Below are 14,634 nucleotides of genomic sequence, written 5' to 3'. Positions count from 1 at the left end.
TGAAAACTTGATGCAAAACACAGCTGAGTATTACTGCGCTTATTGCGGCGAACCGAACTTAACTTTTATTGATTTGAGTGCTGGAGGACAGCAATCTTACGTTGAAGATTGTCAAGTTTGTTGTAACCCAAATATTTTGTATGTGCGGGTTGATGAAGATACCCTAGATATCGAAATTGATACCGAATCTGAAAGCTGAATTTTAGGTTTTTCTTTCCATGCTGCACTTTAAACATTCCTCAATAATTAATGCCTCACCAGAAGTAGTTTGGAAATTTCACGAAAGGCCAGATATTTTACAACTGTTGAATCCACCTTGGCAGCCAGTCCAAGTGGTTCGTCGTGAGGGAGGGCTAAACGTGGGTGCTATCACCGAATTTCGCTTGTTTCTCGGCCCATTACCCTTAACTTGGTTAGCACGTCATACTGAATGTGACAAATATCGCCTGTTTACTGACGAACAGATATCTGGCCCTTTTGAATCTTGGTTACATCGACATGAATTTGAACTGGAAAATGGCAAAACCAGATTAACTGACGCTATTTCCTTCTCTATGCCTGGTGGAGGAACTATTGAACTTGTCAGTGGTTGGCTAGTGCAAGCGCAATTAGAAGCAATGTTTCGCTACCGCCACTATGTAACTAAACGAGAATGCGAGTAACTATGAGCATTCTCTTGTAGTTAAGTGGCTCCAGACTTTTAGCTTACTAGGAGCCATATTTATTATTTTATCTTTATTAGTTTAGATAAGAAAAACCAATAAATTTTATAATTACCATTAGATTTTTTTGACAATATAAATACTATTTCGCTAATTTCAAAGTGTTTCCTGAAAAGCTTGAAAATCTCATCCTTAGAGTTGAGGTTTAATCCTCGGTCTGAACTTTGGAGCGATCGCTTGCCAACAATGACTTTCTAGCCTACATTAGTTTGGAATCTCAACGGCTACAGTGTCATGCAGGAATTACTACATTTCGTTCCTTATTCTTGCTGCTGATTCTGTTACCGTCTTTTTCTCAGGCTTCGGCTGTTTCAAAAATCCTACATTAAAAATACTAGTTATTAATAATACTTTACTAGCAGTATTATAACTTATATAAATCAACCTCTAAACCAAAAACTATTTTTGGTATAGCGGTTGTATGTGTAATAATAGTTCAAGCAACTTAATATATCTAAATATCTTAAAGTGTTGGCACTATCCGATGCAAAACACTTACCACTAATAGAGTTTTCTGGCTGGTGGTTAGTGCTTTTTATGGTGACTATATTTTAGGAATTTTCACCTGAATACTAGGCAGAGTAAAAGCGTGATTCAATTAGAACAACCACCCAGCCATGAAATAAAACTGACTCCAGTAGTGAAAAGTGAATTTCAGTTTCAAGGACTTTTCATTGCTATTGTGATTATTAGCGCATGGGTCATTAGCTTAAGTTTATTACTTCCTCTTGATATCTCAAAATTACAATTTTGGATAATATTGCCTAGCATAGCTTGGCAAACATTTTTATATACGGGATTATTTATTACATCTCATGATGCTATGCATGGGGTAGTGTTTCCCCAAAACAGTAAAATTAATCATCTTATTGGGATATTAACTCTATCACTATATGGTCTTTTACCATATAAAAAATTATTAAAAAAGCATTGGTTACATCACCAAAATCCAGCAACTCAAACAGACCCAGACTTTCATAATGGTAAACATAAAAGCTTCTTTGCTTGGTATTTCCATTTTATGAAAGGTTACTGGAGTTGGGGACAAATTATTGCTCTAACTCTTATATATCAGTTTGCTAATCGCATCCTTCATATACCCCATGCTAATCTAATAATTTTTTGGGTGCTTCCTTCGCTTCTAAGTTCATTCCAGTTGTTTTATTTTGGTACTTTCCTTCCACATAGCGAACCAATTACAGGTTATATTCAGCCTCATTGTGCCCAAACGATTAGCCGTCCAATTTGGTGGTCATTTATTACGTGCTATCATTTCGGCTATCATGAAGAACATCACGAGTATCCCCATGTTGCTTGGTGGCAGTTACCAAAAATTTATAAAGCAAAATAGTTCTTGTTTTTTTAATAAATAAGTAGGCATGAATAATTAAAAGTTTCTAGTTAGCGTTTCTAACCCTTAAAATCAGCCTGAGGCTGCTTACTAAAAGCAAATTTATTCTGCTTATGCCAATTAATAATTTTCGTCTTGTAACCTATAGTCCTGCTTATACAATCGTTCCCACTTACGAGTGCTTTAATCGATGTAGTTATTGCAACTTTCACAGCGAACCGGGTAAAAGTCCCTGGATGAGTCTTTCAGATGCAAACAGTATTTTAAAACCACTTCAAAGCGAAAAAGTCTGTGAAATTCTCATACTTAGCGGTGAAGTACATCCCCATTCGCCAAAGCGTCAGGCGTGGTTTGAGCGGATTTATAATTTGTGTGAATTAGCGCTTTCAATGGGGTTTTTACCTCATACAAATGTGGGGCCACTGAGTTTTGCAGAAATGCAAAAGCTCAAGCGTGTGAATGTTTCGATGGGGCTGATGTTGGAACAGTTAACGCCAACATTGTTAAATAGTGTACATCGGCACGCACCGAGTAAATTACCAGAAGTTCGTTTACAGCAGTTGCAATGGGCGGGAGAGTTGCAGATTCCCTTTACAACTGGGTTACTGTTGGGAATTGGGGAAACAGTTGATGATTGGTGGGAAACATTAAAAGCTATATCTCAAGTGCATCAACGTTATCACCACATTCAAGAAGTTATCTTGCAACCTCATAGTCCAGGACATCAGCAAACCTTTGATGCACCACCTTTTGACCCTCATCAGTTACCAGAAGTAATTGCTAAAGCGCGTCAGATTTTACCGCCAGATATTACTATTCAAATTCCGCCGAATTTAGTTAAAAATGACCGATGGTTACTTGCTTGTATCGAAGCTGGTGCGCGAGATTTGGGTGGAATAGGGCCAAAAGATGAGGTGAATCCTGATTATCTTCATGTTCAGGAACAGGCATTAAGAGAAATTTTACAGCCTGCGGGGTGGGAATTGATGCCCCGTTTGCCAGTTTATCCGCAATTTGATAGTTGGTTATCGAAAGAATTACAAACAGCGGTGAGACAGTGGCGAAAGACTTTAACCCCAGTTTTTCTTTTGTAAGAATAGGGAAGTAGAGATTTTCCTATCTCGTAGTAGTTTTTTTGCTAACGAGTGTTTGAGGTGGATGAATCCACCTTTTATCTCCGTCAACGAGTGTTTGAGGTGGATGAATCCACCTTTTATCTCCGTTGACGAGTATTTGAGGTGGATGAATCCACCTTTTATCTCCGTCAACGAGTGTTTGAATTGGATTCATCTACCTCAATTCTGTATGATCTCAATTATTATGAGCATCATTGCTATATTTTTTACCTATGGTTAATAGTACTGACTTACTCGCAAACCTCTACAACGCCTTTAACCCCTTTGAACCCTTACCCGCAGGCGATCCAAAATATGTAGATTGTCAGGAAGTGCGGGGAGATGCGGATATTGAGCAAGAGTTAGGAAATCGGATGCGACTAGCAAATACAAATACTTGCCAATTGTATTCTGGTCATCGGGGTGCAGGGAAGTCTACAGAATTACTCAGGTTAAAGAAGTATTTAGAAAATCGGAAATTTTATGTTGTTTATTTTGCAGCTGATGAAGAGGATATCGATTCTGAAGATGCCCAATATACAGATATACTCCTTGCCTGTACCCGCCGTTTGCTCAAAGATTTAAAAGAAATTGCTAGTCCTCGTCCGATACTTAACTGGTTAAAAAGTCGTTAGGAAGATTTAAAAGATTTGGCGCAGACTCCCATAGAGTTTGAGAGTCTGGAAGTAGAAACCCAACTTGCTCAGTTTGCCAAGTTGACTGCGAATTTAAGAGCTGTTCCAGAATTACGCCAGAAGATTCGCCAAAAAATTGATCCTTACACCGTCACTTTAATTCAGGTGTTGAATGAGTTTCTGGTGGATGCAAAAAAGAACTTACCTACGGGTAAAACTCAACTGGCGGTAATTGTCGATAATTTAGACCGGATGGTGTTAGTCAAAGAAGGAGAACGCACCAACTATGAGGAAGTCTTTTTAGACCGCAGCGAACAACTCCAAGCTTTAGATTGCCATTTGATTTACACTGTCCCCATTTCAATGGTCTATTCTACCAGAGCAACAGACCTCAGAGATATCTACGGCGATCCCCAAATTTTGCCGATGATTATGGTAAATACTCTCAAAGGAGACATTTACCAGCCAGGACTCAAGAAAGTTAAAGAAGTAATTAACAAGCGAGTCCGGCAAATTGCACCGGAACTATCACTAGAAACGGAAATTTTCGACAGTCTCCAAACCTTAGAAAAACTCTGTTTGATGAGTGGAGGTCATGTGAGGAATTTGCTATTGTTAACTCAAGATGCCATTGGACGCACTGAAGAGTTACCTGTTTCAGAAAAGGCGGTGCGACGAGCAATTACTCAAGCTAGAGATACTTTTCGCCGTGCTGTGGAAAATCATCAATGGTGTCTGTTAGCAGAAGTGTCTTCTTCTAAGCGGATTATTAATGATGACTTGTATCGGAGCTTGATGTATAATCGCAGTCTTTTAGAATACCGCTATTTGGATGATGAGGGAGAGATGCAGCGTTGGTATGATATTCATCCATTGATTCAAGGAATTCCAGAATTTAAAGAAGCCGTAGCGAAACTTTCATGAACCCAAATTTAAGTGATTGGGATGATGATTTATCCCCACAACCAGAAGAAGCTTACCAAGACTTACTTCGCGCACTAAAGCGAAAATCAGGATTTGGTTTGTTTTTCGTCCAATGTACACCTGGAGAAGCAGACAAGTTTATTGTCAAACTTCCCCAGGAGATTCCGCAGAAGAAGATTGCAGTCTTACGCTTTGTCGAGTCGATTGATAATTTATATCAGCCAGTGGCAGAGTTTGTTAAAGACAAGCAAGTTGATATTTTATTGATTAAAGGTCTGGAATATTCTTTATATAAGTATGAGAAAAGAAATTTTGGTGAAATTACAGAAGGACAATTTAGCAATTTAACTAGTGTTCCGCATATTTTAAATCACTTAAACCAACAGCGAGAACGCTTTAGAGATGACTTTCCCATTAGCTTTGTTTTTCTTTTACGTTCATTTTCGATAAACTATTTTATTCATCGCGCCCCAGATTTTTTTGATTGGCGTTCTGGGGTATTTGAATTACCGACAACACCAGAATTGTTAGATAAAGAGTCATCTCGCCTATTAGATGAAGCAGATTATGATGAATATTTGAAACTCAGCCAAGAAAAAAAGACAGAGAAAGTGTTAGAAATTCAAGACTTGCTTGCAGAAAAACACCAAACAAAAAGTCGAAAGGCTAGTTTACTACGTGAACTGGGTAGGTTATTACATTCTGCTGATGAATTTGAAGCCGCGTTCGCATCCTACGACAAAGCACTGAAAATTAAACCAGATTATCCCGACGCTTTGAACAGTCGGGGCATTGTGCTAGACGATTTAGGACGCAATGAAGAAGCGATCGCATCCTACGACCAAGCACTGAAATTTAAACCAGATGACCACAAAGCTTGGTACAATCGGGGCTATGCGCTACGCAAATTAGGACGCTATGAAGAAGCAATCACATCTTATAACCAAGCACTGAAATTTAAACCAGATGACCACAAAGCTTGGTACAATCGGGGCTATGCGCTACGCAATTTAGGACGCAATAAAGAAGCGATCGCTTCCTACGACCAAGCACTGAAATTTAAACCAGATGACAATAAAGCTTGGAATAATCGGGGCATTGCGCTAGATGATTTAGGACGCAATGAAGAAGCGATCACATCCTACGACCAAGCACTGAAATTTAAACCTGATTACCACCAAGCTTGGAACAATCGGGGCAATGCGCTAGGCAATTTAGAACGCAATGAAGAAGCACTTAACTCCTACGACCAAGCATTGAAATTTAAACCAGATGACTACCAAGCTTGGAACAATCGGGGCATTGCGCTAGATGATTTAGGACGTAATGAAGAAGCGCTCAACTCCTATGACCAAGCACTGAAATTTAAACCTGATTACCACGAAGCTTGGAACAATCGGGGCAATGCGCTATTTGATTTAGGACGCAATGAAGAGGCGATCGCATCCTACAACCAAGCACTGAAATTTAAACCTGATTACCACGAAGCTTGGTACAACAAAGCTTGCTATTATACCCTTCAAGGTAATATTGAGCAGGCATTAGAAAACCTACAAAAAGCAATTAATCTAAGTCCTAATGAATGTCGTGAATGTGCAAAAAGTGACTCTGATTTTGATGGTATCCGTGAAGATGAGCGTTTTCAAGCTTTAACTCAATAACCGCTATAAACACTAAACTAATGTAGCGATCACTTTCACACTTCCACTGAAAATACTAACTGAAATTAAAAGCGATCGCCCGTAAATGAATTAGACTAACATTATAAAAATCCTAACTAACATTTATGCAAAATGAATTGACTACTCTGACTTATGAAATTGAACTAAAACCAGGGGAGAAATTGAATTTCCCAGAATCAATACTGGAAAATATAACTACAGGACGCTGGGTAATCACCATCCAACAAAAAGCGGAAGAACCCAAAAGTACCCGCAACCATGACGCTTTTTTGAACGGCTACGCACCAGAAGACGAAGGACTTTATGACGACTATCCAAGCAGGTGAGTTTTGGGTAGCAGATATTCCATTTACTAGCGGTAGCAGTTCCAAAAAGCTCCCTGTGCTTGTGTTGTGGATAGATGGAAATGATGTTGTAGTAGCAGTAGTTACATCTGCAAAACCACGCACACAAAATGATGTACCTCTAAATGATTGGGCTGCAAGTGGCTTGCGTGTTGCTTCAACCGTGCGTCTGTCTCGATTAAATTGTTTAGAACAGTTTTTATTGCTGGCTAAAATAGGGCAAATTTCTGAATTAGATGCAAAGCATTTAAAAGAAGTATGGGATTTGCATATCAAGCCTCAATTTTAAGCAATTGAAATTAAAAGCGATCGCTACAAATTTATCTTTATTCAAAAACAGCGTGAATAAAAACCATTGCTCAACGGTGTACATAGCACTACCATCAAAATAGCTTCAAATAAATACCCACCGTGAACTAATTCCTAACGCATCCCTCAAAGGAGAGAGATAGGAGCTTAAACCCTGTTGTAAAATAGACATAGAAGGAATTGAGGGGCCATTTAACTGGTCATAAACGCCTATAGAAACTATTTTTGGAAATCTCCAAGGTCTGAAGTCCAGCCAGCTGAAGCAACTACAGCGGCTGTATCACCAGCGCATACCAGGCGATCGCATCACCACGCCTGAGTTTTCCCAGCGTATGGCAGCAATTAGCACAGAAGTCAATCAGCCTGTGTGCGCCTACATTAACCGTCGCGGACAAGTGATTCGCGTCGGGGTAGGCACACCGCGCCAAACGCAAATACCACCAATGGAATTGCCCCGTTACGGTGCAGAACGACTCAGTGGTATTCGTTGTATTGCTACCCATCTCAAGCCAGAACCGCCCAACGAAGCGGCGCTCACGGCGATGGCACTGCAACGCTTAGATGCCCTAGTTGTCCTAAATATTACCGGAACCGGATTTACACGGCGGGGCGGCGGTGCGACTGGGTATGTCAAAGAAGCTTATCTAGCTCATCTGACACCCCAAGAGTCTCGCACCCTGATTACTAGTCCTGCGGCTCTCAAAGTAGAGGAAAGCCAAATCCAATCTCCAAGTTGGAATATATCGCCACCTCTGGACTTGGACGATCTGGCAGAGCAGGATTTAGTAGATTTAGTAGAAAATCTGGAAGCGGAATTCCAGCGCGAATATGTCGCTCAGGAAGTAGATGCTGACCACGATCGCGTGCTGATTGTGGGGCTGATGACCAGTGAGATGACTCCCCTACAATTCCAAGACACTCTATTAGAATTGGGGCGTTTAGTTGATACTGCTGGGGGAGATGTATTACAGACAATACAACAAAGGCGATCGCGCGTTCATCCCCAGACAGTAGTTGGTGAAGGTAAGGTGCAAGAAATTGCCCTAACTGCCCAAACACTAGGAGTTAACCTCGTTGTCTTCGACCGCGACCTTTCACCTTCCCAAGTCCGCAACTTAGAAATGCAAATTGGTATCCGGGTGGTTGACCGCACCGAAGTAATTTTGGATATCTTTGCCCAACGCGCTCAATCTCGTGCTGGTAAGTTGCAAGTAGAACTAGCACAGTTAGAATACATGCAGCCGCGACTAGCTGGTAGAGGTCGCACGATGTCCCGATTGGGTGGTGGTATTGGGACTCGTGGCCCTGGTGAAACAAAACTGGAAACTGAACGCCGTGCCATTGGACAGCGTATTTCCCGACTGCAAAAAGAAGTGAACCAGTTGCAAGCCCATCGTTCGCGGTTACGGCAGCGACGACAGCATCAGGAAGTTCCTTCAGTCGCTTTAGTTGGATATACCAACGCTGGTAAATCCACTTTGCTAAATGCCCTGACTAATGCAGAAGTTTATACAGCCGACCAGTTATTTGCTACTCTCGATCCCACAACGCGCCGTCTGGCGATTCCTTATGGTGAAACAAATGAACATCAGGAAATTCTAATTACAGATACGGTAGGGTTCATACACGAACTGCCTGCATCATTAATGGATGCCTTCCGCGCCACCTTGGAGGAAGTCACAGAAGCCGATGCCCTACTACATTTGGTAGATTTGTCTCACCCTGCTTGGTTGCGTCATATTCGCTCAGTCAGAGAAATTTTGGCACAAATGCCAATAACTCCTGGCCCGGCGCTAGTGATTTTTAACAAGATTGATCAAGCCAATAGTGAGACACTAGCTCTAGCTAGAGAAGAATTTCCCCTGGCGGTATTTATTTCCGCGAGTCAGCGCTTGGGATTAGAAACCCTACGTCAGCGCCTTGCCAAGCTGATTGAATACGCCGTTGATTCTCAGTAAATACTGAAATAAATTTTTAATATCTAGTTGAAAATGCTGTAGTTAATAGTAACTATGGCATTTTCCATTGAAAATAATAGATATTATCAACCCCCTGCACCTCAACCGAAAAAAGTACCTGAACCCAGTACAACCGCAGTATTAGGATTATTTGCCTTGGGTGTTTTCGGACTCCAGAAGAAAAACAAAAAATATTTCCCTTTTTACATCACTTAATATTACTTTTATTTATTTTTGCCTACTTACATTAACGATTTCTGTAGATTAGGTTATCAAGGAATAAAGCAGCCACAGTCAGTGGCAAAGCTCTAAAATTAAAAAGTATTAAATCAAGTTGAGGACATCATGGCTGCAAAAGTAGAAATTTACACTTGGAGGACTTGCCCGTTTTGCATTCGTGCCAAAAGTTTGCTGAAAAACAAGGGAGTTGAATTTATCGAATACAGCATTGATGGAGATGAAGTAGCCAGAAATAAAATGGCTCAAAGAGCAAATGGACGCCGTTCTTTACCGCAAATTTTCATCAACGACAATCATGTTGGTGGTTGTGATGATATCCACGCTTTAGAAAGTCAAGGCAAGCTAGATAAGCTACTAACTTCTAGCAATAGCGTATAGGTTCAGAAAGTATTGCGCTAGCGACAAACCATTGCAAATTACACGGTAGTCGCTACAACTCTAAAAAAACAATGCGTTGCCTTGTCTACGGGTTTGCTCACAAAACCAATCTGCCCACAAGACTTTACCCTCCAGATTCTACTCAGCAGTAAATATGTACATCAATTGGTAAGAGCATCAAGAGATAATAATTGAATAACCATTTAATTTCTTGGTGATTGAGGTATAAAGGGTGAAACTGGCTTTTATCATTGATCCTATCCATCTACTTGATCCGTCTCATGATACCAGTGTTGCCTTAATTGAAGCAGCCCAAATCCTGGGACATGAAGTTTGGGTGACTCAGGCAAATCTGTTGAGTGTGGCGGAGGGCAAAGCTTGGGCTGTCCTACAGCGAGTCGAACTTGTACCAGTACAGTTAGTCGAGGGACGCTGGGTAGCGGCGAATCCTTGGTATAAGTTGAGCGATTCCTCCTTAACTTCTTTAGAAACAATGGACGCCGTATTTATGCGGACAGATCCACCTGTCAATGATTCTTACCTATATGCTACCTATATTCTCGATTACATTGACCAAAATAAAACTCTGTTGATTAACAGTCCCAGTGGCATCCGAGGGGCAAATGAAAAAATGTACGCCCTTCAGTTTACCAAAGCGATTCCAGAAACGATTGTCAGTGCTGATAAGCAGTTTATCCGGCAATTTATGGAAGCAAAGGGGGCAGCAGTTCTCAAACCGTTGGGTAACAAAGCTGGCGAAGGAATTTTATTTTTGCAATCAGGCGATCGCAATTTTAACTCCATTGTTGAACTCAGTACCCTCCAAGGTAAAGTGCCAGTAATGGTGCAAACCTATTTACCACAAGCAAAAGAGGGAGATAAGCGAATTATCCTGCTCAATGGTGAACCAATTGGTGCGCTCAATCGCCTTTCTAGTGGAACAGATTTTCGCAATAACATGGCAACTGGTGGTACAGTCGCTCAAACCGAAATTACCCCAAGAGAGTATGAAATCTGTACTCAAGTCGCCGAACGCTTATGTCAAGACGGCTTAATTTTTGTAGGTCTTGACGTTATCGGTGGCTACCTAACTGAAGTTAACGTCACTAGTCCTACCGGAATTCGTGAGATTGACCGCCTAGATGGTACTCACCTTGGTCATCAGGTTATTCAATGGATTGAACAGACATTAAAAATCCAAAAATAATTTACATTTATTTTTTTTGGTTGATGTCCTATTTCTCAGCAAACAGACTTTCTTTGGACACTTATGTAAATTGGGTTTTATATGCTACTTATTTTTAGCAAGTATACTTACTTGTGCGGAAAATGAGTTTAACAGATGGTGAAGGGTAGATGTATCAATAGTCTATCTAAAACGGGCTGTGACGCTCTTGCGGATGCTCGTGGACTCGCTACCGCTACGCTTTCGGTGATGCATCCTTAGTTGGGCAGGTATTCCTATTGTTTTCTTCTTAAAGCATAGCTGGACATGCAAGCCAGTAGACTCCTGCCCAAATTCATTCTATAAAGTAGTGTTGACGAGTTTTTTTACCAATTGACAAAATTGGGGACGGCAAAAGATTGCTTATCCCTGCCCTTGGTAAAACCCTGGCGGAAGTAGCAGATTTTATACAGTGTTCAGCCTGACCTGAGACTGCTAAGTTAATCTAAAATCCAAAATCTTTTAATTCCTTGGTGTACGTCGGTTTCTCAGAAAATCAGGTATATCTAATCCAGGTTTTTCTTTTGGTTCTGGAATTGGAGTTGGAGTTGGAGTTGGAGTTGAGGTTGGGGGATTAACAGGGGGTTGCTGTGTTGTTGGACGCTTTGAGGTATTCGGTGCTACTCGAACGTTAGGCACGCTTTGTTGTACCGCAGCTTGCACTTCACCTGTAAATCCGGTGGCAATTACAGTAATTCTTACCTCACCTTGAAGCCTGTCATCAATTACAGCCCCAAAAATAATATTGGCGTTGGGATCAACTACTTCATAGATTGCTTCTGCGGCTGCATTCACTTCATGCAAAGTCAGGTCAGTGCCACCAGTAATATTAAATACAACTCCTCTAGCGCCTTCAATAGAACACTCTAGTAATGGTGAAGAAATAGCTGCGATCGCTGCTTCTCTAGCTCTGGATTTTCCAGAGCTAACGCCTATTCCCATCAATGCCGAACCCGCATCTGCCATAACTGCTCGGACATCAGCAAAGTCAACATTTACCAAACCGGGGATTGTGATGATATCAGAAATACCTTGTACCCCTTGACGCAGCACATCATCTGCATAGCGAAAAGCTTCTTGCACAGGCGTTTGTTCGGGGATCACTTCCAGAAGTTTGTTGTTGGGAATAATGATCAGTGTATCTACTCTACTTTTTAATCCTTCAATACCTTGTTCTGCTTGACTGGTGCGGCGGCGTCCCTCAAAAACAAATGGACGTGTGACTACACCAACAGTGAGAGCGCCCATTTCTTTGGCCACTTCTGCCACGATTGGTGCTGCACCCGTTCCAGTACCACCCCCCATACCAGCAGTGATAAATACTAAATCTGCACCCTCTAAAGCCGTAGCAATTTCGTCCCGTGATTCCTCAGCTGCCTTTTGACCGATAGCAGGATTACCACCTGCTCCTAAACCCCGTGTTAACTTCTGCCCAATTTGCAATCGACTTGGAGCGCCAGCTAAGGTAAGAGCTTGGGCATCAGTGTTAATTGACCAAAACTCTACCCCAGAGACATCAGACTCGATCATGCGGTTAACAGCATTGCCACCACCACCGCCGACACCAATCACTTTGATGTTAGCGACCCGACCAGGAACAATCTCGCCAATTCGGCTATTTTCCGGAGAAATCTTCTTATCGTGATTTTGCCCGAAGTTCAGTCCAGAGTTATTAAAGGGATTGGTTGAGTTAACTGCCAGAGAGAATCCCGGCTGTCCCGTAGATTGGGAATTTTTATAGTTAAGTCCTTGGTTATTATCAAGTGTCATTGGATTTGTGAAAGGGTAGATAAACGACTTTTTCAGGTGTTATTCACCTAAGAGTCAACTTTAGTTTGACAATGCCACAATACTATGGCGTTGTTCTTTATTGTTTTCACTACTGCCAAGCCTAACAGAATTAGCAGTGCGAAAATTTGCTATGAGATAAGCTGTTAACACAGCCGATCGCACAGCCAATTCTAGAGAAGTATACCTATATTTATCTAAAACTGACCTGTATAACTTCAACCAGACATTAATCTCTTGATTATTTTCAGCGGCGGGCATAACTTGTAAAGACACACTACAGCGTATCTTCTCTGCCTCAATAATATTGTTAATAGGTTTGACCATTGGGGATGATTGCAACTTTAGACACAAAATTTACCTTTTACTTACTTATCCTTAAGGTTAAACTAAGCAAGAATTTACTTGTCAGACTATACCTGATTAATTTGTTGTTTGGGTGGTCTCAATGGACACTTTGTTGGAGCAATAGTCTATCTGACAAGAACCCTGACTAGTGCGGCCAACAAATCAAGATTTTCTAAGAGATTTTGTCACCTAATAGGAATTACAGCACAGAGTAGTCCAAACTTATTGCCCAAAAGCAATGCTTACGCAACTTTGGGTGGCATTTTTCGTTACAGATTGAAACTTCGGTAAACTGTCTTTGGAAGTGTCCTCAACAGACCAAAGCTAGAGCTTTTTTGCCTCTGCACTTGGAAGGCGGCGCAAACCGTTCTCATCAGTGCCCTCTGCTCACGAGTCCGATCTAAATGAAAAGCTCAAGCAATTTTTTCTTTTTTTGCACTGGGTTTAGTCAAAGAATGTATGGGCACAAGGCGTTTTGCACGCCAAAGACCATCATTAGATTGTTTGACATCTTGCACCCTACTATTAGATGTTAAGGTAACAATTGAGGGTCTGTTACTCGCAATAGAGATTTTATGATTAATCTTCTCATTTTAATTAGAAGTTAATGCCGATTTTCGTGCGATTTGCTGGAAAACTGAAAATAATAAATATATTTATCAGCATAAAGCTTCTTAATTTACTAGGAGCTATCAAAATAATAAACACGCTAGATGTTTTTAGGAATTTTGGGAGTTAATTTTTGGTCTTTTTGGTTCATTTGTACTAATGGGAATTCAGGATTTTTCAGATCAATATACTCTATTTGATCGGAATTAAATTTTGTTGCTAAATGGCGCATTTGGGCGAGTACCTTAATTTGTTCAGATAACTGGGGGCCTGGAACACCGAGATAAACATTTCCTAGTTCTGTTTTCAAAATTAAATTTGTTGGATTTTGGCAATCAATTTCCATCACTTTCACGGGACTTTGGCTCACAGCTTCATGGAGTTGAGTCCAGTAGGGGCAATATTGATTTGGCGAACCAATTACTCTGAGATTGGGTAATTTTTTAGTGGGATTCAGTGATGTATATTTTTCTAAAGGCATCCAGCCCCCACTTGCATCTAGTAAGCCGATTGTTACTTTTTTGTTGCCACGTGTTTGAGTTACCGCTACAGGTACTCGTTCTTGGATTTCAATGATTAATCCAGGAGGAAATAGGCGGCGTCTGACGCTCGCTTGGGCAATAGTTGGTTGTTTCTTCAAAGAGTTAGCGATCGCCGATGGTTCAATCCGCCACAAAGACTGAGGGTAAGACAGCACCAATAATGACTGAGCTGTTTGATCCGACAGTAATTTATTACCTGATTTCATCACTATTTGTTTAGGAGTTTTTAGCATCCACACTGGTTGGACTGCCACCCACAGCAATCCACCCGCCAAGCCAGTAATGGCAAAAGTTCGCCAAATAGCTTGAATAATTCTCATCTGCCGCTGCCGACGCAATTTCTGACGACGCTGGGCTAGATGCGTGCGGGAAACTGATATTATGCCAGCCATTCACACCCCTTTTTGCTTGCAATCTAAATTCCTTGACACGCTTGTATCATTGTTAATTTCGGTAAACACTGT

General features: G+C 41.1%; 14 protein-coding genes and 1 pseudogene. 12 read left to right on the top strand and 3 right to left on the bottom strand.

The window, feature by feature from the left end; all coding sequences use genetic code 11:
- Positions 1 to 10 precede the first annotated feature (10 nt).
- The 12 genes and pseudogenes from V7K89_RS17235 to gshB all read left to right on the top strand — a co-directional run bounded on the left by V7K89_RS17235 (position 11) and on the right by gshB (position 10,865).
- Positions 11 to 199, top strand: coding sequence for a CPXCG motif-containing cysteine-rich protein (locus tag V7K89_RS17235; protein WP_012411100.1), 189 nt, complete (start codon positions 11 to 13; stop codon positions 197 to 199).
- A gap of 19 nt (positions 200 to 218) precedes the next feature.
- Complete coding sequence (locus tag V7K89_RS17230; RefSeq protein WP_334909772.1) at positions 219 to 662, top strand: SRPBCC family protein; 444 nt, start codon at positions 219 to 221, stop codon at positions 660 to 662.
- Between the two features lie 649 nt (positions 663 to 1,311).
- Positions 1,312 to 2,073, top strand: a complete 762-nt coding sequence (gene crtW, locus V7K89_RS17225) for a beta-carotene ketolase CrtW (RefSeq protein WP_335189169.1) — start codon at positions 1,312 to 1,314, stop codon at positions 2,071 to 2,073.
- A 113-nt stretch (positions 2,074 to 2,186) separates the two neighbouring features.
- Positions 2,187 to 3,167 carry a 7,8-didemethyl-8-hydroxy-5-deazariboflavin synthase subunit CofG gene (cofG, locus tag V7K89_RS17220; protein WP_335189167.1) on the top strand — a complete coding sequence of 327 codons (981 nt, stop codon included), beginning with the start codon at positions 2,187 to 2,189 and terminating at the stop codon, positions 3,165 to 3,167.
- A gap of 254 nt (positions 3,168 to 3,421) precedes the next feature.
- Positions 3,422 to 4,747, top strand: a pseudogene (locus V7K89_RS17215) (ATP-binding protein).
- Positions 4,744 to 6,408, top strand: a complete 1,665-nt coding sequence (locus V7K89_RS17210; RefSeq protein ID WP_335189165.1) for a tetratricopeptide repeat protein — start codon at positions 4,744 to 4,746, stop codon at positions 6,406 to 6,408. The pseudogene V7K89_RS17215 and the gene V7K89_RS17210 overlap by 4 nt, the downstream one beginning before the upstream one ends.
- A 125-nt stretch (positions 6,409 to 6,533) precedes the next feature.
- Entirely contained in the window at positions 6,534 to 6,755 is a 222-nt protein-coding gene (locus V7K89_RS17205) for a hypothetical protein (protein WP_335189163.1), read from the top strand.
- Positions 6,733 to 7,062, top strand: coding sequence for a type II toxin-antitoxin system PemK/MazF family toxin (locus V7K89_RS17200; protein ID WP_335189160.1), 330 nt, complete (start codon positions 6,733 to 6,735; stop codon positions 7,060 to 7,062). The genes V7K89_RS17205 and V7K89_RS17200 overlap by 23 nt, the downstream gene beginning before the upstream one ends.
- Before the next feature lie 232 nt (positions 7,063 to 7,294).
- On the top strand, positions 7,295 to 9,040 hold the full coding sequence (hflX, locus tag V7K89_RS17195) for a GTPase HflX (protein WP_335189223.1): 1,746 nt from the start codon (positions 7,295 to 7,297) through the stop codon (positions 9,038 to 9,040).
- 54 nt (positions 9,041 to 9,094) lie between these two features.
- The gene (locus tag V7K89_RS17190) at positions 9,095 to 9,256 is read left to right on the top strand and encodes a PEP-CTERM sorting domain-containing protein (protein ID WP_335189158.1); all 162 of its coding nucleotides are present in this window, start codon (positions 9,095 to 9,097) and stop codon (positions 9,254 to 9,256) included.
- A gap of 129 nt (positions 9,257 to 9,385) precedes the next feature.
- A complete protein-coding gene (grxC, locus tag V7K89_RS17185; protein ID WP_335189157.1) occupies positions 9,386 to 9,658 on the top strand; it encodes a glutaredoxin 3 in 273 nt (90 codons plus the stop codon).
- A gap of 232 nt (positions 9,659 to 9,890) precedes the next feature.
- On the top strand, positions 9,891 to 10,865 hold the full coding sequence (gene gshB, locus V7K89_RS17180) for a glutathione synthase (RefSeq protein ID WP_335189155.1): 975 nt from the start codon (positions 9,891 to 9,893) through the stop codon (positions 10,863 to 10,865).
- Between the two features lie 480 nt (positions 10,866 to 11,345).
- On the opposite strand, the gene ftsZ is transcribed toward gshB, so the two are convergent.
- The 3 genes from ftsZ to V7K89_RS17165 all read right to left on the bottom strand — a co-directional run bounded on the left by ftsZ (position 11,346) and on the right by V7K89_RS17165 (position 14,562).
- Positions 11,346 to 12,653 carry a cell division protein FtsZ gene (gene ftsZ, locus V7K89_RS17175; RefSeq protein ID WP_335189153.1) on the bottom strand — a complete coding sequence of 436 codons (1,308 nt, stop codon included), beginning with the start codon at positions 12,651 to 12,653 and terminating at the stop codon, positions 11,346 to 11,348.
- A 60-nt stretch (positions 12,654 to 12,713) separates the two neighbouring features.
- Complete coding sequence (locus V7K89_RS17170) at positions 12,714 to 12,998, bottom strand: hypothetical protein (protein ID WP_335189151.1); 285 nt, start codon at positions 12,996 to 12,998, stop codon at positions 12,714 to 12,716.
- Between the two features lie 730 nt (positions 12,999 to 13,728).
- The gene (locus V7K89_RS17165) at positions 13,729 to 14,562 is read right to left on the bottom strand and encodes a cell division protein FtsQ/DivIB (RefSeq protein WP_335189149.1); all 834 of its coding nucleotides are present in this window, start codon (positions 14,560 to 14,562) and stop codon (positions 13,729 to 13,731) included.
- Positions 14,563 to 14,634 lie beyond the last annotated feature (72 nt).

The organism is Nostoc sp. (assembly GCF_036917515.1).
Classification (GTDB): Bacteria; Cyanobacteriota; Cyanobacteriia; order Cyanobacteriales; family Nostocaceae; genus Nostoc.
Note: the sequence above shows the minus strand (reverse complement) of the source record. Positions and strands in the feature narration are given on the sequence as shown.